The following is a 22,767-nucleotide window of genomic DNA, read 5'->3' as shown; positions in this document are numbered from 1 at the left end:
CTCTTTCCCTCCGCTTATGCCATAGCAGCAAGTTTTTCATTCAACTCGCTTAACCATTCGTCAAACTTATCAGCGCCTACAGCCATACTATGATTGCCCATAGTCTCTTCGATCTCTTTTACACCTGCACCTTTTACAGTGTCCATAACGATCGCGTACGGTTTATCCCCGCCCTTTTTCGTATTTTCCAGTGCATCATAAAGAGCTTCAACGTCGTTTCCGTTGACTGTTACAGTCTCGAATCCGAAAGCAGCCATTTTGGCGCCCAGATCACCTGTCGGAAGTACGTCTGCCACATAGCCGTCCAGCTGCTTCTTGTTGTTGTCAACCAGAACAACCAGATTAGACAGTTTTTTAGCTGCCGCAAACATAAATGCTTCCCAGCACTGTCCTTCATTGATTTCACCGTCACCAACGATCAGGAAGGTACGGCAGTCCCTGCCTTTTAATTTGTCTGCAAGTGCGATACCGTCAGCCAGTGAAGTGCCCTGTCCGAGAGAACCTGTTGTAATATCGATACCAGGCGTCTTCTTGCAGTCGCAGTGGCTTGGGAAATTTGTTCCGGGCTGATTCAGCGTTTTGATCTCATCATATGGATAAAATCCTTTTAACGCCAGTGTTGCATAGATAGCCGGACCTGCATGTCCCTTAGAGCAAACCAGTTTGTCTCTCTCCGGCATTTTCGGGTTTTTCGGGTCTACAGTCATCTGTGATCCGTAAAGTACAGACAATGCGTCACATACGCTCAAAGCTCCGCCGATATGACCAAATCCACGGGATTTAATGGACTCAACGGTGCCGATACGAATCTCGGTTGCAAACTTCTGTAAGCTTTTCTTTAATTCAGCATCCATGTTCTTTTCTCCTCAACTATTATATTTATTTGTATTCGCTGCTACGCGCTTGTACCTGATGGAACCGGTTTGTCCAGAAGGACAATCCGTAGCGAAATTATTCGCTGCTACGCGCTCATAATTTCTATATCCTGGCTACACCAGATTTTCTAGCTGCTTCTGCTACTGCTGCTGCTACCGCTTTACCAACACGCGGATCAAACGGTGCCGGAAGAATATATTCTTCATTCAGCTCTTCGTCGCTGATCAGTCCGGCGATCGCATCAGCTGCAGCAATCTTCATCTCGTCATTGATATCTCTTGCGCGCACGTCGAATGTTCCGCGGAAAATACCCGGGAATGCGAGTACGTTATTGCACTGGTTCGGGAAATCACTTCTTCCTGTCGCGATAACTCTTGCACCGCCTGCTTTTGCATCGTCCGGGAAGATTTCCGGAGTCGGGTTTGCACATGCAAAAATGATCGCATCTTTATTCATGGTCTTAACCATATCCGTTGTAACCATGCCCGGTGCACTTACACCGATGAACAGGTCCGCACCAACCAGCATTTCCGCCAGCGTGCCTGCTTTCTTCTCGGCATTTGTGATTTTCGCCATCTCTTCTTTAACCGGATTCATGCCTTCCGCTCTTCCTTCATAGATCGCACCTTTTCTGTCGCACAGAACCGCATGTTTCACCCCTGCGGAAAGCAGCAGTTTTGTGATGGAAATTGCAGCAGCACCCGCACCGTTGACAACAACCTTGATCTCATCGATCTTTTTGCCAACCAGTTTCAGTGCATTTTTAACGCCAGCAAGTGTGATGACGGCAGTACCGTGCTGATCATCATGGAAAATCGGAATATCACATTTTTCTTTCAGTTTTTTCTCGATCTCAAAACATCTCGGAGCTGCAATGTCTTCCAGGTTAACGCCGCCGAAGCTTCCTGAGATCATATAGATTGTATTAACAATCTCATCTACATCTTTGCTCTTAACACACAGCGGGAACGCATCTACATCACCAAACGCCTTGAACAGCACGCATTTGCCTTCCATAACCGGCATACCTGCTTCCGGTCCGATATCTCCCAGTCCCAGAACGGCTGTACCGTCAGTTACAACAAGGCACATATTATGACGTCTTGTGTAGTCGTAGCTCTTATCCACATCCTTCTGGATTTCCAGACACGGCTGTGCAACACCCGGTGTGTATGCCAGAGACAGATCGTCTTTGGTAGCTACCGGTACTCTTGAAACCACTTCAATTTTTCCCTTCCACTCATCATGAAGTCTCAGGGACTCTTTTGCATAATCCATAATTGTATACGCTCCTATTTTTATTGTTTATTCTACTCCGCTGCAAAAGGGAGTGTGGATCCTCCGTACGGCATTGCCAGTACTTTGGCATCTTTTCCAAGCTTTTCGAAGGCACAGTCCAGCGCTTCCTGTGCGGATGCTTTCGGCTCCAGGAAAATCCCGCGCACAAAATCATCTTCCAGATCAGATACAAGATAAATCTCTGCATTTTCCAATACCATGGCAATCGCAGCGGCCTTGTGTCCTCCCAGCTGGAAGTCCTCCTGGATCCGTGGGATCATGGACTCGGCTGATGGTGACTTTGTCATCCACTCCTCAAATACATGCTCACCAAGCCCCTCTTTACAGGATCCGATCAATATAATAATTCCGCCCTTTTTGACGGCATGTTTTGCATTATCCAGCGCTTTCTGTGTCTGATACAGATTCAGATCCTTCGGAGCTCCGCCCTGTGACACCAGCACGATATCAGCCCTCTCGGGAATCTCTTTTCTGTAGATCCTGTCCAGGAACCTGCAGGCTTCTCTGTGTGCTTTCACAGCATCGCCGGCAGCAGCCATAATCACTTTTTTATGTTCGTCCAGTACAACATTCACGATATAATCAATACCGCAGATCTGTCCGGCCTCCTCTATATCTTCACGAACCGGATTGCCCTCCAGCCTTCCGGCACATGCTTCCGGTTTCACCATCTGACTGTGATTGGACTGAATCGCGTCCCGAGTGGATACGCCCGGCATGATGGCCTTGGCTCCCCCGCTGTATCCGGCAAAGTAATGGTATTCGATATTGCCCAGGCAGATTCTCCTGTCCGCCTCCGCAACAACACGCACGACATCGACCGGAGTTCCATGTGAAGTAGTACCCATATGTACGCAGTCCGAAGCATCACCGTCCATACAGGTGATTTCTTCATATGCACGCTCTCCAGCCAGCTTCTTCATCTCCTCCGGAGTATGCATTCTGTGGCTTCCAAGCGCAAATACCAGCGTAATATCCTCTTTTTTAATCCCCGCATCATACAATGCATCCAGAAGCGGAGGCATCACAACATACGTAGGCATCGGTCGAGTGATATCACTGGTAACGATTGCAATTTTCTCACCCGGTTTTACCACCTCAGAAAGAAGTGGTGCGCCAACAGGCTGAGAAAGTGCCCGACGCACTTCCTCTTCACCCATCAGTTCATGTTCAACCTGGTTTGCGTGCAGCACATCCATGACGTTTTCGTCCGGAAGCTCCACTGTCTGAACCGTAGTTCCAAAACCAAATTCTAATTTCATATTATTCTCCTAAGCAAACGTTTTTGCAGCATGGCGCAGCGCCTTTACAACCGGAAGTTCTTCTCCCGAAAGGAATCTGATGAGCGCGCCTCCCGCCGTACAGATATAGGACATCTGATCTTTCAGATCATATTTTTCCGTAGCGGTCACACTGTCGCCGCCGCCGATCAGAGTATATCCCTCTGTTTTTGCCAGAGCTTCCCAAACCATCTTCGTACCGTACTCGGTGATCTCTTCTTCAAAGATCCCCATTGGTCCGTTTACGCATACGGTCTTCGCACCAAGAATAATCTTCTGATATTCATCGGATGCTTTGTGCCCGATATCCACAAGCCCTGCATGGGCCGGTATCGAACCAACACCTGCTTCTTTTCTTTCTCCGCCTTCTACGTAAGCGAGATCACACGGAAGCACAATCTTATCTTTATACTGTTCATAAAGAGGTTTTGCTTTCTCGATCCAGTCTGCGTAGTTGGACTTCACGATAAAGTCCATACTGCCTTTACCGATTTCTTCACCTGCCGCTGCCAGCAGGATATTCGCCACGAGTCCGCCTGTCAGCACTTTGTCTGCAATACCGCGGCTGAGAACAGTCTCCATCATCATAAAAGCGTCTGAAATCTTAGCACCGCCCAGCACAAACACGCATGGGCGCTCCGGAGTTTCCATGACCTGGGAAACCGCGCAGTATTCTTCCTCGAACAGCCTTCCCATTGCTGATGGCATTACCTGTTCAAAACCGCACAGCGACGGCTGATCACGGTGTGCGGCGGCAAACGCATCGCACACATAAAGATCACCCAGAGGGGCAAGCTTGCGCACCATAAGGGTCTGCGCCTGCTCCTCATGGGACAGATTCAGTTTCAATTCAAACAACGTCTGCTCTTCCGATACAAAACGGACGTTGTCCAGCAGAAGGATCTCCCCTTCCTGCAAATCGGCAATTGCTTTGCGGGCAGCCGGTCCGCATACGTCATCAATAAATTTGACCTGCTGACCTAAAAGTTCGGTCAAAACCTTTGCATGAGGTTCCGTGGTATAAAAGTTTTTATACTCGATATCACTTCCCTGATGGGCCATCAGTACGACTTTCGCACCCTTGTCCACCATCTCTTTAATAGTAGGAACACAGGCCTGAATACGGTTGATACTCTTCAGCGTATTGGTCGCTTTATCGACCGGCTGGTTCATATCTACACGGCAGAGCACTGTTTTTCCTTTTAAATCATATTCATCTAATGTTTTTATTCCGAAACGCATTTAATTTTCCCCCGCAAATTCAAACTATTCTGATTAAAGGTTTTTAAAAGCACCGATGTTCAGGTATTTGTTTGTTTCTGCGGTACCTTCTTCGCGTGTCATCTGCATTCCGCAAGCTGCACGGATACCATCCATTGTCTCCGGAATCGTTACGGATTCCTGTGGGATATGAATTCCGAACATGATATCGTTTCCAGTCTCTACGATACTGTCAGCCCACAGACCGATTTCGTACATATCGCCTCTTGTGTGTCCGAGATCACGCGCATATTTGAAGAAGGATGCGTTGCCCATAAAGCCTTCTTCCAGTGTTACGACACGGATACGAGGATGTTTCTCGAATGCTTCCAGAGCCATTTCTTTTGTGATCTTTTCTTTTCCTGTTGCTACTACAGTAATGAAGTGTCCGTGTGTTACCGGTGTATGTACGAGGATACCTGTCGCATCAACATGCGGCATGATCGTCATAAGGTCAACTGCCTGATGAGTAGGAGCTTTCTCTACCTGAAGTGCATTTGTCAGTCCGCGGTTGTAATCGCCCGGGTCAGCAACACGGCGTACGATAGTGATCGCAACTTTTTCAATGCCGTATGCACGGTCCAGACAGTCTACAGTACGGATCAGACCAGTTGTATTACAGGATGTCAGTTTCAGGTAATCTTTATTAACACCTTTTTCAAAGTTAGCATAACCATGGAAGAAAACGTCAGCAACGTCATTTTTCTCGCCGCCCTGGAAAATAGCTTTTACACCTTTTGCAGCATAGATTTCTTTGTTTTTTGCTCCTACACCTGCCGGTGAAGAGTCAAGCATAATATCTACTTTGTCTACCAAATCATTAAAGCTTCCGGCTACCGGGATATTATATTTGTCGAAAGCTGCTTTGTCAGCACCATCAACCAGATATAAATCATAAGGCATGCCTTTTTCTTTCAGTGCCCGTACAGCTAATGTCGGCGCAAAATCCGCAACACCTACCAGCTCCATATCGCCCTGAAGTGCAACACCGTCAGCGAGACGCTGTCCGATGGTACCATAACCTGCTACTCCAACTTTAACTTTTCCCATTTTAAAAACTTCCTCCTTAAAATAATTTACAACAATATCCGTACTGTATTATCATCTATATCCGGCGCAAATCCTAGCGCTTTACGCCTGTCCTTTATCTGATAATACTCCGATTTTCAATCGTTGTACGCTATTAATATTATATTCTGTCCCCCTTTCCATGTCAACAGTTTATTTGGCTGAATTCCACAAGCAGCCATGCCGAAAAATGGTGAATTTTACTGCATGTTTTACAACGCGTCCGTGTTAATCACTTATAGTTGTTTGTGACTTTTTTTGATTTTTTTTGCCCTTTTTTGGTTTTGTTTTACACAGGGAAAGGCCTGCCCGGTCAGAACTGACCTTGGCAGACCTTATTCTACTTATTTCGACATCTTAAATTTCAATATCTTAAACTGAATGGTTTCATATAACGGCTTATGTATAATGTATTTAATGTTCTTTTGCTTTTAAATCCTCCCCTGAGCCTCCCGCTCTGCGAGTTCACTCATCATGCGGTTATAATTCTTATCGAGGCCGTAAAAACATGCGATCACCAGCATAATCACCCAAACGGCGATCGGCACATACAGATAAGCATTCGATATTGCCGCATTGGCTGCGGCATTCTGCACTGCCATTGTCCCATCATACCCCGCTTTCGCAAAATACATGCCGAGCACGGCACTCGTAATTCCCGAGCCAAACTTCTGACCCACAGACATAGATGCAAACATAAGACCTTCCACCCTGGCTCCCAGTTTCCATTGACCGTATTCGATCGCGTCACTCGGCAGCGAAAAGCTCACGCCGTAAAAGAACGACATCCCAACTCCGCGCATTGCCGCAGTGATAATAGCAAGCGGCACACTTGTATAATTTCCGATAAAGATAATCTGTCCGATAATACCCAGGATACAGCCCCCGACGATCAGATTTCTCTTTCCAAATCGCGGAAGCAGGACCGGCAGACACAGGATCACGATAACCATCGGAATCTTTTCTGCAAGCGAAATCGGCATCACCAGATCAACATTCCCCAGAATATACTGGCAGTAATAGGTCAGATCCGTTCCTATTATGATCTGATAAACCGTGTAGAACAGCATCAGTCCCAGTGAAATCAGGAAATAGCGGTTCTTAACCAGAAGCTTCAGCGCCTTGCCCGCAGATATCTTATCTTCCGCCTTTTCAGAAATGCGTACACGCTCACGCGTGCTCGAAAATGTATTAAACAGGATCAACACAGATAACAATGCATAAGCTGCCGTCACCAGAATCCATGCCATCTGTTCATTCCCGGTCAGAGCAGCCACTTTGTTGATCAGCGGCAGCGTCAATGCCGTGATGATCATACTTCCCGTAATGGACAGTGCCATACGGATGTTGCAGATGGTCTCGCGTTCATTCCGGTTTCTGGTCATGTTGGAGCCGAGCGTATGGAACGGCTGGCTGATTCCCGTGTATATCACGGTGTTCATCAGGTTATACGTCAGAAAAATATAGATCGTCTGACCGGTAACTCCCACCGGCGGCACAGTAAACAGCAGAACCGCCATCACCGCATACGGAATAGCAAGCCTGAGAATCCAGATCCTGGCTTTCCCATATTCAGAATGCGTACGGTCGATGATCATACCCATGATAAAATCCGAAAAGCCATCAAAGATACGCGATATCAGCATGATAATACCGACAATCCCCGCAGAAATCCCAATGACATTTGTATAATAATAAATCAATAACGTTGTAGTCAACGTGTATACTATCGTTAATGCAGGGTCCCCAAAACAGAAAGAAAGTTTTTCTTTCCAGGACACCTCTGCGTATTCATCATCCTCATTTGCAAAGTGTTTTTTTCCAAAACCCACTTTTATCATATCTCTCTTCATAATAATTCTCCTCAACCCTTTTGAGGGATATGCCCTCTTTCCTACAAACGCCATATGATTTACGCTATTCAGTTTTAAAAGTTCAGAATATGAAATAAGTTCCTCCTTTTTTTACATCATACGACACTATTCTAAATCAAACGGTTTCGACATGCAACATAAAATTATGATATTTTTTCTGGATTTTACAAAACCAATACTATATAATGACCATATAAGACACAGAAAGGATGGAACGTCATGATACAATGTTTTGCGAAAAATTCTTTTACACCTTCATTCAAAGACGGGAAAATGCCGCGCCTTCTGTCGGCCAGCCATATTACCATCGGTTTCAGCCAGCACTCCCGGATTCTGCACAATCACAAAGACAGGCTGGAACTTCTGTTCATTCGGACAGGATCGGGGTCTTACGTTGTGGACGATGAATATTATGACGTGAAAGCCGGCAATATTATCATTTGTAATGCGGGCGTCCTGCACGATGAAGTCCCTCAGTATAATCGTGAACTTTCCATGCTCTCTATCGCCATTGACAACCTTCAGCTGGAGGGACTCCCCGAAAATCATCTGATCTCAGCTGATATCAAACCGGTTCTGAAAGTCGAGAAACATTTTGTCCTCATGGATGCGATCTTCCAGACCATTTTCGATTCCGTCGCTTTCGACAGTGAGGAGCAGCAGGAAACCAATCAGTATCTGACGCAGGCTCTTTTGTCCCTGCTGATCCATGCATTCAAACAGTACGGACAGCCAAACACTGAACACTCAAAGGAAGATCCTCTGTTAAAGGACATCAAGCAATATATTGATGAGAATTATTCCGAAGACCTGACCCTCCAGAAGATCAGCGACCAGTTTTTTATCAGCCCGTCCTATCTGTCACACCTGTTCAAGCGGAAACTGGGCTACTCCCCGATCCATTATATCGTAAGGCGCCGGATCGGAGAGGCACAGTCGCTGCTGATCATGTCGCAGAAATCCATTACGGAAATCGCGTCCATGGTCGGTTTTGACAACTTAAGCCACTTTAACGTCCAGTTCAAAAAATACGTAGGACTCTCCCCGCTGTCCTACCGAAAAAAATACACCTTGCGGGACCCTTCAGACGAGTTAACGGATTAAACCCGTACAAAAAGTATCTACCTCTACATGCTTACCTTTAAAATGCCGTGTTACATATCCTCCTGACGGATATTATTTAGCTTCTTCCAAAGATAAAAGCAAAATTCAGATTATAAATAAGGCTTCTGCGATGAAGAATCATCTCATCCCAGAAGCCTTATATCAGTTTCTTTCTCCCTGCCAGTTGTTTTCGATTGCTTTTTTCAGAACCCCGGCATCTTCACGCAGTAAATCAAACGGATTCCGGGCATTTAATCGCAGAGGAAGCTGATCATAGTAATTTTCCAGAAGAATATATCCCGTATACCCATTCCGCCCCAGCCACTTCATCGCTTCATGGAATCCTGAGTCACCTTTCCCCAGAACCGCACCGCTCATGGCATCCTGTCCGTCTTTCACATGCAGCTGATCACACATATACGGATACAGCTCATTCAGGATCTCGATCTGATCATAGCCGCGAAACAGATGGTAATTCTGGCTGTCATAATAAAGGGAAAAGTTCTTCCGGCCCACGCACTCATAAAACGCTTTGAATTCCCGGGGACTCATCAGATTCTCGCTGGCGACATTTATGCCATATTCGCCCGCAGCATCACATAAGTACTGAAAAGCTGCCGCACTGTTCTCCATATCCTCTTCTGTCTTCACTTCACTTTTTCCAAATCCCGGCACCTGAATCACCGAAACCCCTAACACTCTCGCTGTAACAACCGCGCGCTTCAGCAAATCCCATACAATCTCATACTCTCTGGTACTCTTACTCGCATGCATAGGAATATTATCAAAATCATTCAACGCAATCGCACAGTATTCGATCCCGTATCTCTGCTGTTCTTCCAGGTAGATTTTCTGCATGTCCGGATGTGTCAGCGGATAATCATTCTCATATAATCCGATCCGCAAAGACAATGCATCCAGTCCAACGGAGGCGGCAATCGCAGCAGCATACAGTCCTGCACCCGGAAGCCCCCAGTCACATGCTCCAATTTTAATCTGTTTCATCATATCATCTCCGCTCCGCCGCCATCTCCGGCGGCATAAATTGTCATATTATTCACTGCATTAATCATTCGGAATGGCTGCTGATTCTATTTTAACCAAAAATTAACAGATCAGTTAGCTAAATCGTGTCATATTTTTACAGACATATCAGCGATCTCCAACTGTGTTTTTTCTAAATATGTATTTTCTTGCTCCTGGAGTATTCCACACAGGCGGCGACAGTCCGTTATACTGTCGTGTTCTTAAAGTACTGACGGTATTCTGTCGGCGACAGCCCGGTATATTTTTTAAACATCACATTAAAATGGCTGTTGTCATTAAATCCCAGTTCTTCGCTGATAGACCCGATAGACTTATCCGTATTCATCAGCAGCTTCTGTGCCTCCCCAATTTTGAGCTGAGCCACATATTTCATGGGAGAGTATCCTGTCTGCTCCTTAAAAATATGCGACAGATAATAATGGCTGACATGAAACTTATTCCCAAGATCGCTCAGTGTGATCGCCTCTTTATAGTAGGTTTCCAGATACTTTATTACCATATCAATAAAATCATCAACATTCTTATGAAGAACCGTATCCTCCTGGTGCCGCTGCAGAAGCTTTTCACAGACAATGTTAAGTATCGTTTCCGCGAGCAGATCGCGCGTTTTCGAAAAGGCCGCCGCCTCCGGATTCAGAGATGCCAGCGCAAGAATCAGGTGTTCCACACACTGACGCTCTTCCACGAAATTCAAAATCGGATTTTGTGTCATGCTCAGAAAATCATCGCCCAACAGCCCCTCAACGGATACATTTTCGAGAACACAGCAGTAAGTCTCCATATTATTTGCAGAGAAATACGTTTCCCCATGAAGGACCCCTGCATTGCAAATCACCAGATTACCATTATGTACAGGCCACTGCCTTCCCCCAACGATATACTGTCCCTCGCCAGTCATGATATACAGCAGCTCCAGGCAGTCTTCATGGCTGTGAAGAAGCTGAGAGTGGTTAAAATGGTAATCCCGGTCAACATAATGAAGCCTGGAAAACCGCGCATGAATCGACAATTCTTTTTTATCCATAATTCCCTCCCGTGCCGCCCTTGTCTTGGATAAAAATCTTATTCCCGCAGAATAAGCAGTCAATACAGGGACAGCATCTATGAGTTTATTATATATCAGTTTTCACTGTTTTTAAATTACTCAATTTGTTTTTTAAGCAAGAATGCACAAAAAACAGTACAAAACGCCGGAAGAACAGCCGAAATCATTGCAAAAATACTGAAATCTTTAACAAGAAAACTATAACTATCACATAGTAATTATGATTAAAATATAACTGTAACATTCAGGGACGGCTGCAAAAACTATATTCAATGCGAAGGAGAACTCACTATGAAAAGAAAAATGATTAGTACAATGTTAGCGATTACAATGGCATTCTCGTTAATTGCCTGCGGTTCCAGCGATAAAAATGCCAAAACTGCCGACAGTTCATCGACAACTGAAGACACCTCAGCTTCTGATGATTCGGATACCGCAGTTTCTGACTTAAAAGTCGGAATTGTCATGAAATCTTCGGACGAGTTTCAGAATTCAGTAGTCAAGGGCGCCACAGAAGCCGCTATTAAAGCGGGTGTTCCGGAAGCCAATATTAAGGCAGTAGCCTCAACAAGCGAATCCGATTCCATGCAGCAGGTTACAGCGATCGAAGATATGATCTCGAACGGAACCAACATTCTGTTGTGTGCATGCCAGGAAGAAAATGCCCTGAAAGGCGTTCTGGGACAGGCAGCCGATGCCGGAATCAAAGTCGTGATGGTCGATACTGATTGCCCTTCCTTTGAAAATAAGGTGACCTTTATTGGCACCGATAATTATCAGGCAGCGTATGATGGGGCATTAGAATTTTCCAAAAGGCTGGAAGAAGGATCAAATGTTGTCATACTTCGCGGTAAACTCGGTGATGTGAACCACGAAAGCAGGACCGACGGTCTTAAAACTGCCCTGGAAGAATCCGGCATGAACGTTCTGGAAGTTCAGGATGCGAACTGCGAAACTGATAAGGCAGCCAATACCATGGAATCATTTCTCTCAAAATATCCCGGTCAGATAAACGCCGTAATGGTTACCTCTGATTCTATGGCAGTCGGAGCCGCTCAGGCAATCGAGAGCGCAGGTGCTGATGGAATAAAAATCTGTGGTTTTGATGGATTCCAATCAGCGATTGAATTGGTAGAAACAGGTGAAATCGAAATGATCATCGGGCAGAAACCGTATGAGATGGGCAGTGAAGGATTTGCGTGTGGACTGGGCTCACTCGACGGTAAAACATATGATACGTACATCAATCCCGGTATCCAGGTCATCGACAGCGAGAATTATAAGGATTTTCTCAGTTAATAACGAGCCGGGTATTCTGTCAGAATCAGGATACCCGGTCTCCGTCAAAAGGGAGGAGGGACTTAATTGGACAACGTCGTAGTTGAATTAAAACACATCCGAAAGGAATTCCCCGGCGTCGTAGCTCTGGATGATATGTCACTTCAGTTAAGAAAAGGGGAAGTTCATGGCCTGATAGGAGAAAATGGGGCCGGTAAATCCACTTTGATCAAAACCATCACCGGTGTAAATATTCCGGAGCAGGGGGACATTTTTGTAGACGGTAAGAAAACGGTGTTTCACGGACCCGCAGAATCCAAGGCAAAAGGAATCGCCTGCGTGTATCAGGAACTGAATATCGTCAAAGAACTGCCCATCGTCGACAACCTGTTTCTGGGGAGTCATGTAAAAAACAAATCAGGTTTCCTGGATTATGCCTATATGAACAAAAAAACCGAAGAAGTCATGGCATCCATGGGACAGAAAATCTCAGCGGGTGAAATCTGCGGCAGACTCGGTATGGGGCAGCAGCAGATGGTGGAAATCGGACGGGCGATCCTTCAGGATGCCCGGGTCATTATCCTGGACGAACCCACCTCCAGTCTGGGAGAGCGGGAATCTGAGGAATTATTCAAAGCTGTCCGCATTTTAAAAGAGAAAAATATTGCCGTTTTATTTATCTCACATAAGTTAGAAGAAATATTTGAGATCTGTGACATTGTCACCGTAATGCGTGACGGAAAACACATCTCAACAAAACCGTCCAAAGATATGACAAAGGATTCCCTGATCGCCGATATGGTAGGACGTACCCTGGAGAATCTGTATCCCCGACTCGAGCACAATCCCGGCGAAGCGGCTCTGGAGGTATCAGAACTCACTAAAATAGGACAGTACTACAACGTCAGTTTCCAGGCAAAGCGCAGTGAAATCCTCGGCTTTTCCGGTCTGGTCGGAGCAGGCAGGACAGAGCTAATGCATGGGATCTTTGGTTCTACCGTACCGGACTCCGGGGAAATAAAAATCAACGGCAGCAAGGCGGTCATCAAATCGCCGCAGGATGCCATCAGAAAGGGAATCGCTTTCCTGACAGAAGACCGAAAGCAGGAGGGTCTGGTCCTGACTGAATCCATCGCAAGGAACCTGTCTTTGGTAAATCTCAAAAAAATACGCAAAGGTATGTTTATTGATTTTTCAAAAGTAAATAAGCAGGCAGATGCCTGTGTTGCAAAATTGAAAATCGCAACCCCGTCAATCCAAAAAAATGCCGGCGAGCTATCAGGAGGAAACCAACAGAAAGTCGTCATCGGAAAATGGATGAATCAGGATGCTGACATCTATATCTTTGACGAACCGACCAGAGGCATTGACGTCGGCGCAAAAATTGAAGTTTACAACCTGATGAATGAACTCCTCACAGCAGGCAAATGTGTGATTATGGTATCATCCGACCTCCAGGAAGTCCTTGGAATGTGCGACCGTATCATTATCATGAGAGAAGGAAAAGTCAGAGGAGAATTGTCAGCAACGGATGATCATTTCAATCAGGAAGACATTATGAAACTGGCATGGGGAGGAAAACTAGATGACTAAGAAAAAAATGCCGTCCTTTATGGGACCGCTTATCGCAGCTGTATTACTGTCAATTGTTTTGGCAATCATCTCATCCACTTTTTTGACAATCAATAACCTGATGAACATTCTCAGGCAGGCCTCCATTAACGCAATGGTATCCCTGGGTATGCTGCTGGTACTGTTAACCGGAGGAATTGATATTTCCGTAGGCCCGATGGTGGCCTTATCATCCTGTGTCATGGGCGTATTGCTGAAAAATGGTATTACCAATCCTTTTATTTTGATTCTTTCCTGTCTGCTGACAGGCGCACTCTGCGGTGAGATCAATGGTTTTATTTTTACCAAACTGAAACTGCCGCATCCGTTCGTATCAACAATGGGTTCCAGACAGGTATTCCGTGGTTTGGCGCTGCTGATCACAGCTGCAGCTCCGATCGGAGGTTTCCCGGATTCTGTCACATTTATCGGTTCCGCTAACATCGGTGTATTCCCCGTCTGTTTCGTGGTTGTCATCGTAATCTTCGCAATCGTCGGTATTTTCTTATCCAAAACCGCCCTGGGACGGAACATATATTCTGTCGGCGGCAATAAGGAAGCCTCAAGGCTGGCAGGCATCAACGTACCGCACACACTGAATTTCGTCTACGTTATGTCCGGATTAATGTGTGCAGTTGCCGGAATTATCATGATGGGACGCGTCGGAAGTGCAACGCCTCTTGCGGGCGAGACCTTTGATATGGACGCGATTGCCTCCTGCGTCATCGGCGGCGCATCCTTCAGCGGCGGCAAGGGAACCGTAAGCGGAACTCTGATCGGTGCATTACTCATCGCCATTATCAGAAACGGCTTAAACCTGATGGGTGCACAGACGGATGTACAGTACATTGTCATCGGTATCGTGATCATAGCCGCAGTATTCGTTGACGTAGTCCGTGGTAACGCAGATATCAAGTCCAGAATGAAAATAAGAGCAAAGGTGCAGGCAGATGCTTAATGATACGCCACAAAAAAGGAGCTTGAGGGGACCCTCAAGCTCCTTATGTACGAAATCCTGCATTGTCACGCTTTTCTTGCGTTCTTTCTCATATCCATCGCTACGGCTCCGACGATGATCAGGCCCTTGATGATATTACTGAAGTTATCATTCACGCCGATCAGTACCAGGCCGTTGTTGATGACACCCAGGATCAGGATACCGCAGAGGACTCCTGTCACGCGGCAGATACCTCCCGTATGGGATGTCCCGCCGACGGTTGCCGCCGCGATCGCATCCAGCTCGTAGTTCAAACCGGAGTTTGCAGGGTCCGCAGATCCCGCACGGCCTGCCAGCAGGATTCCGCCGAGGGCTGCACAGGCGCCGCACCATACGTATGTCAGCACCAGGTTTCTCTCTACGTTGATACCAGCCACACGCGCTGCCTGGTCATTTCCTCCGATCGCATATAAGCTCTTTCCGAAACGGGTCTGCCCCAGGATAAAGGCTGCGATTCCGAAGACAATCAAAAATACCACGATGATGATCGGGATCGGGCCAATCTTGCCGCTTCCCAGCCAGCGGTAGCCGTCTGACAGGTTCGATACCGGGCGCGTCGTGAAGATCTTCGCTGCCGCACGGCAGATCAGCTGGCCGCCCAGTGTCGCGATGAATGCCGGCATCTTCGTGTATGCGATCAGCGCACCCTGGATCGCCCCGATGGCGATACCCATCACCATGCCGAGCAGGATTGCCACAATCGCCGGTACCTGCACGCCGAAGTTTGCCAGCGCCTTTGTCGCCAGGTCCACCGGCTGTACCAGTGCACCGGTCACACACGCGATCAGCGCCGCGGATGCACCGATCGACAGGTCAATCCCCCGCGTCAGGATCGCAAATGCCACACCGAAGGCCATGATTCCCTTGATGGACTCGCCCGTCAGCAGGGTCCGCAGGTTGGCGATCGTTAAGAATTTCGGGTTGATGATACTTACAAGGATGACCAGGACGATCAGCACGATCCAGATCATATTATCAGATAAGCGTTTCTTTGTTTTCGCGTTCATTTGGTTGCCCCCTTCTAATTCGCTTTGGCTTCCACTTCATGGGAAGTCGCATATTTCATGATCAATTCCTGTGAGAATTCCGAACGGTCCAGGATTCCGCTCACATGCCCTTCGTGCATCACCACCATGCGGTCCGCCACTCCCATGACTTCCGGCATCTCCGATGATACCACGATGATCGCTTTCCCCTGGCCTGCCAGTTCCGACAGCAGGGCATGGATCTCGGACTTCGCCCCGACGTCGATTCCTCGCGTCGGCTCGTCCACGATCAGCACGTCCGGGTTGGTCAGCAGCCATCTTCCGACCAGCACCTTCTGCTGGTTCCCTCCGGACAGGTTCTGGATAGGGGTTTCCATTGTCGGGGTCTTCACCCGGATCTTATCTATGTACGTCTGCGCGTCCTCACGCATCTTCTTCGCATTCAGCGGCATCCCGTACGCCTTCAGGTTCAGGTTTGCCATCACCATGTTCTCACGCACGCTCAACAGCCCCACGATCCCGTTCCCGCGCCGGTCTTCCGTCAGCAGGCTGATGTGGTTCTCGATCGCATCCTTCGGGCTTTTGATCTCCAGCTCTTTCCCGTCCTTGATGATCTTCCCGGACGTCTTGTGCCGCATCCCGAAGATCGTCTCCATCGTCTCCGTCCGGCCTGCTCCCACAAGCCCTGCGAATCCCAGGATCTCTCCCTTCCTCAGCTCAAACGACACGTGCTGCACCAGCCGCCCTGCGCACAGGTCCTCCACCTTCAGCACCACTTCCCCGATCGGGCATTCCGTCTTCGGGAACATATCCGTGATCTCGCGCCCTACCATCAGCTGGATCAGCTTGTCCTGCGTCAGGTTCTCCGCGCGGTCCGTCGCGATGTACTCGCCGTCCCGGTATACCGTGATGTCATCACTGATCCGGAAGATCTCGTCCATCTTATGCGAAATATAAACAATGGCTACGCCTTTTTCTTTCAAATCTGCAATAATCTTAAACAGGTCCTCAACCTCTGACTCCGTCAGGGCGGAGGTCGGCTCATCCATGATTACGATCGACGAATCATAGGACACCGCCTTTACAATCTCGACCATCTGCATTTTTGCGACGGTCAGGTCTTTCATCTTCTCATGCGGGTCTATGTCCAGCCCCATGCGCTGAAACAGTTCCACGCAGTCATCATACATCTTCTTGTGGTCGGTCAGGATCCCTTTCTTCGGTTCCCTTCCCAGCCATACGTTGTCACACACGGAGCGTTCATATACCGGGGAGAGCTCCTGATGGATCATCGAAATTCCCGCATCCAGTGCTTCCTGTGTACTCTTAAAGCTGACTTCTTTTCCTTTATAGATGATTTTTCCCGAGGTTGCGGGATGAATACCGATCAGGCATTTCATCAATGTGGATTTTCCGGCACCATTCTCACCCATCAGCGTATGTACGGTTCCGGGGCGTACTTTTAACTGAACGCCCTTCAATGCCCTTACTCCAGGAAATTCTTTTACAATATCATGCATCTCCAGAACGTATGTTTCACTCAAACCATTCACCTCTCATATCTCTTATTTTACGACAATGGGTGCCGACCAGCGGCCGACACCCGTATCAATGCCAACAATTATCATTCGATATTCAGAGTGTAATTGTCATATTCGTCTACATTGTCGATATTAACCGGCTCAAATGGAATCCATACGATGCTTCCTGTCTCATCCAGTTCCCACTCTGTTCCTTCATTAGCAGGTTTTCCCTGTACAAGGTTTGCGGCCGCTTTCATAGCTCCGTATCCCTGTCCTGCTGCATTCTGGAACACTGTCATGTACATGTCGCCGTCATGGATAGCCTGACGTCCGTCTGTCGTAGCGTCGATGCCGACGATCGGAACAGAAGATGGATCAAGGCCCTGTGATTTCATAGCCTCAACAGCTCCAAGAGACAGCGCATCACAGTTACCTACGATACAGTCATACTCGATGGTTGTCAGCAGCGGTGTGATCATATCCTGTGCTGTCGCACGATCCCAGTCAGCTACAAGAGGTGCTGTTGCTTCTTCTGCGTTAATACCGTTGTCTTCAAAAGCTTTCAGCAGAGAGGTTGTACGGTTTGTCGTAGCAACCTGTCCCAGAGTACCCTGGATCAGGATATATTTGATGTCTGTCTTACCCTGCTCTTTAAAGTATTTAGCGAGTGCCTCACCCTGGAAATAACCGGAAGTCATTTCGTTGGATCCTACATATACTACGTTCTCATTCAGAACTTTACTTCCAGCGTCAATGTCATCTGGCGGTCTGTTAACAAATACCACTTTCATGTCGCCTGCTGCATCAACGATCTGCTGGCATGCATCCGCTGCTGCGTCAACCGGGTTAACAATGATGACTTTCTGATCATTATTCTTTGCCGTCTCAACAAACTGAAGAAGTTTACTCTGGTCATTCTGTGCATCAACAGTCGTCATCTTTACTCCCAGTGCCTCAGCTGCCTTAATAGCACCTGATTCCATCTCGGAAAGGAACTCATCTCTGTTAGCGATGACCATTGTGATGTCTCCAAGAACTTCTGCCATATCTCCGGAAGCTGCATCTTCACCATCAGTTGCTGCGTCGTCTTTTGCCTCTGCCTCTTCTGTTGTTTCTGCTTCCTTACTTCCGCTGTCCTTACTCTCTCCGTCAGAACCTCCACATCCTGCCAGGCTGCCCATTACCATGCCTGCCGCCAATAAGGTTGCTAATACTCTCTTTCTCATGTTTTGTCCTCCCAAAACTGGATTTTCAATTTTTTTGGTTTTGCACAATTTCTGTATCGATACTGGTATTATTATAACGCATTCCCTGTTTTATGGCTTTTGTTAATCTGTTGTTAATTTTGCGTTTTTTTTATCGTTACTTTTACTTTTTTTGATTTTCTGCTTTCTTTATTTTAACGAATTTTGCACCATAATCTTCTTATATTTTGTGCAGTTTCACGGTATTTATGCGTTTTACACCATTTTTCACTGTCATCAGCCACAGGACTTTTGGTTTTCTGCACTGTATCATTTTTATTTTTGCCGCACTGCCGCCTTTCTCTATCACTGGTTTTATTTTTCTGCACTTTTTTACTCTGATTTATGGATTTTATAAATTTGATGCTATATAATAGAAGCTGGAGGAAAACACAACATAGAAAAAGGAGCGTTTACCATGATACTCAGTTTTGCAAAAGATTCTGTTCCTGTATCGTTCGCGGAGGGAACGACACCAAGGCTTTTAACTGCCAGCAACATTACCCGCGCCTCCAGCCAGTACGCACGTGTACTGCACAGCCACAATGACCGCCTGGAGCTTCTGTTAGTCCGTACAGGATCCGGCTATTACATCGTTGACGATGAGAAATTCGAGATAAAAGCAGGCAATATCGTCGTCTGCAATGAAGGATCGCTCCACGACGAAGTGCCGGAATACAACCGGCAGTTGTCCATGATCGCCATCGCCATCGATGATGTATACATCAAAGGCCTTCCAAAGAACCATCTGATTCCTGATACCGTGAAACCCGTTTTAAAAGTTGGAAAAGAATTCGTACTGATGGACGCCATGTTTCAGTCAATTTTTGAGTCCCTGGCTTTCGGAACAGAGGAGAAACAGGAGACCTGCATTTATCTGACGCAGGCGCTGCTTTCACTTGTACTGCATTCATTTGGGGAATATGGCATACCAAGTCCCGTTACGCCCAGAAAAAACAGTTCAGCACTGCTCCATGATATTAAAAAATACATCGATGATAATTTTGCCGAGGACCTGTCACTGCCCAAAATCAGCGAACAGTTCTTCATCAGCCAGTCCTATCTCTCACATCTGTTCAAGCGGAAGCTGGGGTATTCTCCCATGCACTATATCGTGAGGAGACGTATCGGCGAAGCACAGCTGCTGCTGGTATTCACAAAGAAATCGATTACGGAAATCGCCTCCGAAGTGGGTTTTGATAATTTAAGTCATTTTAATGTGCAGTTCAAAAAATATGTCGGACTATCTCCGCTGGCTTACCGTAAGCGAAACATTCTGCCCGATCCCGATGAAGAGGAAGATGAATATTAAGGTCCCCGCAGACCACAGCGCAAAAGAACCTCATGGAATCCATGAGGCCCTTTTGCTTTTAAGGTATAGGAAATTAAGAGAAGCTTATTTATCACCGTTGAATTCATGAATTGCATCAATCATGCCAACGATGTTTTCCAGTGGTACGTTGCACTGGATGATATGAATGGAAGCGCAGATATAACCTCCGTTTTTGGAGAAAATTTCACAGCGCTGTTTTACCTGGTCTTTGACTTCCTGAACAGTTCCAAACGGCAGTACTTTCTGTGTATCCACGCAGCCACCCCAGAATACCATTTGATCACCGTATGTATCTTTCAGGCGCCTGGGATCCATTCCTGCCGCGGAACACTGCACCGGATTCACAGAATCAAATCCGCTTTCGATCAGTTTTGGAATCACATCAAAGATAGCTCCGCAGGAGTGTTTCAGAGTATGCCATTTTGCATGCTCATGTACCCATTGATTCATCTTCGAGTAATACGGTTTATAGAACTCCTCGAATGTATCCAGTGAACACATCAGTGAAAGCTGATTTCCAAAATCCGTTCCGCATATATAGGCAATATCTACGACATCGCCCAGAATATCATACATCTTCGTCCAGTTCTTAATCATCATGTCCGTCTGGTATTCAAATACTTCATGCACGTAATCCGGATAGAGAATCGGCGCCATGTACCAGTCGGATACCGTACGGATTCCTTTCGGATGTTTCAGCTGGGGCCCCGCGATAAAAGCAGCATCGCCCAGAGCCGCTCCGCCCGGATCAAAGACAACTGCACGTTCGCTCTTACCGTTCTTATATTCTTCCGCAACTTTTCTCAGATAATTCAGGTTATCCTCTGTCACGTCACAGTATTCTTCACAGTTATCCATGAAGTTCATATCGTCCTCATCGATCGGCTGCTGACGCTCTACATTGTCAAAATAGAATCCTCCCGCAGGCATATGGCCGCTCGGCGAAACACTCGTATCGCCCTGCGGATAGATAAAATAACCGCCTTTGCCGTCATCGGTGATCTGGCATTCCTTAGGAACCAACAGGTCAACGCCCATGTATTCCCACTCTTTCCAGTCCCCGTCCGTCCGCAGCCCAAAGCTTGCATTAAACGGTGTGATCTGCTCTACATCGGTTCCGATGGCTGTTTTCAGATCTTCATCCATCGCTCCGGTCATGCCGAAAATATCAAATACTTTGACCGGACGTTTTTCCAGCCCGTAATATTCCCTCAGTTTTTTTACATTTGTCACATGAGTTGTGGAACAACCCATTCCCCCAAAATCCATCGCCATTTTGTCCGGCTGTTTATGCGCGAATGACGTTCTTACTCTTTCTTTTGATGTCATAATATTCCCTCTTTGCTCTTATATTTTTTCGTTTCGTCCTTAAGCATCGATACAACCGTATTATATCCCGGGAATCATGTTTTTGCTATGGATATTCTGCTTTGTATTTCCTTGATTTTCGTAAATACCTTTGCACTTTTTTGATTTTATGTACATTATGAAGCGCGCTCAAAAACGCCTCATTCCTTTGCGGCCTTTCTGTTCTTTTCCCATTGTTTTTTTCATTTTCTGTACTCTTTGTGACGCTCCGCATCATTTGTCCCGTCATTCGCTTTATACAGAAAAGAAGCGCCCCTGAAGACCAGCTTCGCAGGAACGCTTCTTTTACATCTTATTTTAAGGATTTAAGGATAAGGATAGAATATTTCGTCAATTATTTTATTTCAGTCTTGGATACTCTGTTGATACCAGAACTTTACCTGCAGTGATCTTCATGCCTTCTTCAATGTCTTCCAGGTTAAAGCGTCCTGTTACCATTTTACGCATATCAATGCGTCCTGATGCCATCAGTGCGATAACATCCGGGTAGATGCCCTGTCCGGACTGTCCGTTGGATCCGGAGATGCTCGCTGCATTCCACTGCCATCCGTAGATATCTACCGGTGTCAAACCTACCGTGTGACCAATCTGTACAGTCTTACCGCCGATTGCCAGAGATTTTGCCATAACAGGATACGTAAATTTAGTAGCGCCTGCGCACTCAGCAAACATGGAGACACCCGCTCCGTTTGTGAGATCCATCAGCATTTCCGCCTGGTCCTCTGCGCTCTTGAAGGATGTCGGATCAAAGACATAGTCTGCTCCACATGCCTTAGCCAGTTCTACACGCTCAGGAATGCTTTCAAATGCGATCAGTTTCGCTGCTCCGGCAGTCTTCATCAGAGAAATCGCCGAAAGTCCGATCGGACCAGCACCAAATACTACAACGTGTCCGCCCGGACGGATACCGCCGCCGCGCACAAACAGACCATTATAGGCAACACCTGTCGGCTCGATCATAGCGCCCAGCTCAAATGCCGTCATCTTATCGCCGCCATAGTAATTCATAATATCATTTAATTTATAGCAGTATTTTGCATGTACGGTTGCATACTCAGCAAATCCGCCATCATATGTAAGTCCCGGCTCTTCCAGCTCTTTACACTGATTGAACATACCGCGGCGGCATGCATCACACTCACCGCACCAGTGCATGGATTCAACAGAAACCAGATCGCCGACTTTCAGTTTCTTAACATTTTTGCCCACTTCCACGATCTCACCGGCGAACTCGTGTCCTGTAATGATCGGATATTTGGAATGTCCGTCATACATGGAATATCCCATATCATCTTTTCTCAGAAGATGTGCATCTGTACCGCAGATTCCTGCTGCACCGACTTTAATCTTTACCTGGTTCTCGCCGCAGACAGGTTCCGGACGATCTGTTACAGAGCCACGGATATCTTTCCAGATCTGATTTCCGCGAAGTGCACGGCCTGTGCTGGATTCACGCTCTGATAAACGATAGCCTTCCTTGGGCTGAAAATCTGCTTCTACATAAAACGCTCTCATATTCTTGCTCCTTTACGTTTTTCTTATTGGATTTTATGCCGGACATCCCTTTCGGGGTG

At 46.8% G+C, this 22,767-nt stretch carries 18 protein-coding genes; 5 read left to right on the top strand and 13 right to left on the bottom strand.

Going from position 1 to position 22,767, the window contains the following annotated elements:
- Nucleotides 1-14 precede the first annotated feature (14 nt).
- The 6 genes from NQ502_RS14445 to NQ502_RS14420 all read right to left on the bottom strand — a co-directional run bounded on the left by NQ502_RS14445 (nucleotide 15) and on the right by NQ502_RS14420 (nucleotide 7,636).
- Nucleotides 15-854 (bottom strand): transketolase, encoded by an 840-nt coding sequence (locus NQ502_RS14445; RefSeq protein ID WP_028530238.1) that lies wholly within the window; start codon nucleotides 852-854, stop codon nucleotides 15-17.
- A 124-nt stretch (nucleotides 855-978) separates the two neighbouring features.
- Nucleotides 979-2,154, bottom strand: a complete 1,176-nt coding sequence (locus tag NQ502_RS14440; protein ID WP_028530237.1) for an NAD(P)-dependent malic enzyme — start codon at nucleotides 2,152-2,154, stop codon at nucleotides 979-981.
- 32 nt (nucleotides 2,155-2,186) lie between these two features.
- A complete protein-coding gene (locus NQ502_RS14435; protein ID WP_028530236.1) occupies nucleotides 2,187-3,437 on the bottom strand; it encodes a nickel-dependent lactate racemase family protein in 1,251 nt (416 codons plus the stop codon).
- A 9-nt stretch (nucleotides 3,438-3,446) separates the two neighbouring features.
- Nucleotides 3,447-4,697: a phosphoglycerate kinase gene (locus tag NQ502_RS14430; protein WP_028530235.1), complete on the bottom strand. Its 1,251-nt coding sequence runs from the start codon at nucleotides 4,695-4,697 to the stop codon at nucleotides 3,447-3,449.
- A 33-nt stretch (nucleotides 4,698-4,730) separates the two neighbouring features.
- A complete protein-coding gene (locus NQ502_RS14425; RefSeq protein ID WP_028530234.1) occupies nucleotides 4,731-5,765 on the bottom strand; it encodes a type II glyceraldehyde-3-phosphate dehydrogenase in 1,035 nt (344 codons plus the stop codon).
- A gap of 449 nt (nucleotides 5,766-6,214) precedes the next feature.
- The gene (locus tag NQ502_RS14420; protein ID WP_049898495.1) at nucleotides 6,215-7,636 is read right to left on the bottom strand and encodes an MFS transporter; all 1,422 of its coding nucleotides are present in this window, start codon (nucleotides 7,634-7,636) and stop codon (nucleotides 6,215-6,217) included.
- Nucleotides 7,637-7,876: 240 nt separating this feature from the next.
- Here NQ502_RS14420 and NQ502_RS14415 point away from each other — a divergent pair, with 240 nt between their 5' ends.
- Nucleotides 7,877-8,761, top strand: a complete 885-nt coding sequence (locus tag NQ502_RS14415) for an AraC family transcriptional regulator (protein WP_028530232.1) — start codon at nucleotides 7,877-7,879, stop codon at nucleotides 8,759-8,761.
- A gap of 162 nt (nucleotides 8,762-8,923) precedes the next feature.
- Here NQ502_RS14415 and NQ502_RS14410 read toward each other — a convergent pair whose 3' ends face one another.
- Together NQ502_RS14410 and NQ502_RS14405 are read right to left on the bottom strand one after the other, a co-directional pair.
- The gene (locus tag NQ502_RS14410; protein ID WP_083963529.1) at nucleotides 8,924-9,769 is read right to left on the bottom strand and encodes a sugar phosphate isomerase/epimerase family protein; all 846 of its coding nucleotides are present in this window, start codon (nucleotides 9,767-9,769) and stop codon (nucleotides 8,924-8,926) included.
- A gap of 223 nt (nucleotides 9,770-9,992) precedes the next feature.
- Nucleotides 9,993-10,832, bottom strand: coding sequence for an AraC family transcriptional regulator (locus tag NQ502_RS14405; RefSeq protein ID WP_028530230.1), 840 nt, complete (start codon nucleotides 10,830-10,832; stop codon nucleotides 9,993-9,995).
- Nucleotides 10,833-11,144: 312 nt separating this feature from the next.
- On the opposite strand from NQ502_RS14405, the gene NQ502_RS14400 reads away from it, so the two are divergent.
- The 3 genes from NQ502_RS14400 to NQ502_RS14390 all read left to right on the top strand — a co-directional run bounded on the left by NQ502_RS14400 (nucleotide 11,145) and on the right by NQ502_RS14390 (nucleotide 14,700).
- Complete coding sequence (locus NQ502_RS14400) at nucleotides 11,145-12,152, top strand: sugar ABC transporter substrate-binding protein (RefSeq protein WP_028530229.1); 1,008 nt, start codon at nucleotides 11,145-11,147, stop codon at nucleotides 12,150-12,152.
- A gap of 66 nt (nucleotides 12,153-12,218) precedes the next feature.
- Nucleotides 12,219-13,724 carry a sugar ABC transporter ATP-binding protein gene (locus NQ502_RS14395; protein ID WP_028530228.1) on the top strand — a complete coding sequence of 502 codons (1,506 nt, stop codon included), beginning with the start codon at nucleotides 12,219-12,221 and terminating at the stop codon, nucleotides 13,722-13,724.
- Nucleotides 13,717-14,700 carry an ABC transporter permease gene (locus NQ502_RS14390; RefSeq protein ID WP_028530227.1) on the top strand — a complete coding sequence of 328 codons (984 nt, stop codon included), beginning with the start codon at nucleotides 13,717-13,719 and terminating at the stop codon, nucleotides 14,698-14,700. Before NQ502_RS14395 ends, NQ502_RS14390 begins: the two co-directional genes overlap by 8 nt.
- Nucleotides 14,701-14,765: 65 nt before the next feature.
- Here the strand turns inward: NQ502_RS14390 and NQ502_RS14385 are convergent, their stop codons facing one another.
- The 3 genes from NQ502_RS14385 to NQ502_RS14375 form a co-directional block, all read right to left on the bottom strand.
- Nucleotides 14,766-15,746, bottom strand: a complete 981-nt coding sequence (locus tag NQ502_RS14385) for an ABC transporter permease (RefSeq protein ID WP_260046564.1) — start codon at nucleotides 15,744-15,746, stop codon at nucleotides 14,766-14,768.
- Between the two features lie 14 nt (nucleotides 15,747-15,760).
- Nucleotides 15,761-17,245: a sugar ABC transporter ATP-binding protein gene (locus tag NQ502_RS14380; RefSeq protein ID WP_260046761.1), complete on the bottom strand. Its 1,485-nt coding sequence runs from the start codon at nucleotides 17,243-17,245 to the stop codon at nucleotides 15,761-15,763.
- Nucleotides 17,246-17,349: 104 nt separating this feature from the next.
- Nucleotides 17,350-18,474, bottom strand: coding sequence for a substrate-binding domain-containing protein (locus tag NQ502_RS14375; RefSeq protein WP_049898384.1), 1,125 nt, complete (start codon nucleotides 18,472-18,474; stop codon nucleotides 17,350-17,352).
- A gap of 436 nt (nucleotides 18,475-18,910) precedes the next feature.
- Here NQ502_RS14375 and NQ502_RS14370 point away from each other — a divergent pair, with 436 nt between their 5' ends.
- Nucleotides 18,911-19,804, top strand: a complete 894-nt coding sequence (locus tag NQ502_RS14370; RefSeq protein ID WP_028529801.1) for an AraC family transcriptional regulator — start codon at nucleotides 18,911-18,913, stop codon at nucleotides 19,802-19,804.
- Between the two features lie 84 nt (nucleotides 19,805-19,888).
- Here NQ502_RS14370 and NQ502_RS14365 read toward each other — a convergent pair whose 3' ends face one another.
- A complete protein-coding gene (locus tag NQ502_RS14365; RefSeq protein WP_044983522.1) occupies nucleotides 19,889-21,154 on the bottom strand; it encodes a uroporphyrinogen decarboxylase family protein in 1,266 nt (421 codons plus the stop codon).
- Between the two features lie 378 nt (nucleotides 21,155-21,532).
- Nucleotides 21,533-22,708: a scyllo-inosose 3-dehydrogenase gene (gene iolM / locus NQ502_RS14360; RefSeq protein ID WP_028529799.1), complete on the bottom strand. Its 1,176-nt coding sequence runs from the start codon at nucleotides 22,706-22,708 to the stop codon at nucleotides 21,533-21,535.
- Nucleotides 22,709-22,767: the final 59 nt, after the last annotated feature.

It is taken from the genome of Ruminococcus gauvreauii (genome assembly GCF_025151995.1).
GTDB lineage: Bacteria > Bacillota > Clostridia > Lachnospirales > Lachnospiraceae > Ruminococcus_G > Ruminococcus_G gauvreauii.
This window is presented reverse-complemented; position numbering and strand designations above follow the sequence as displayed.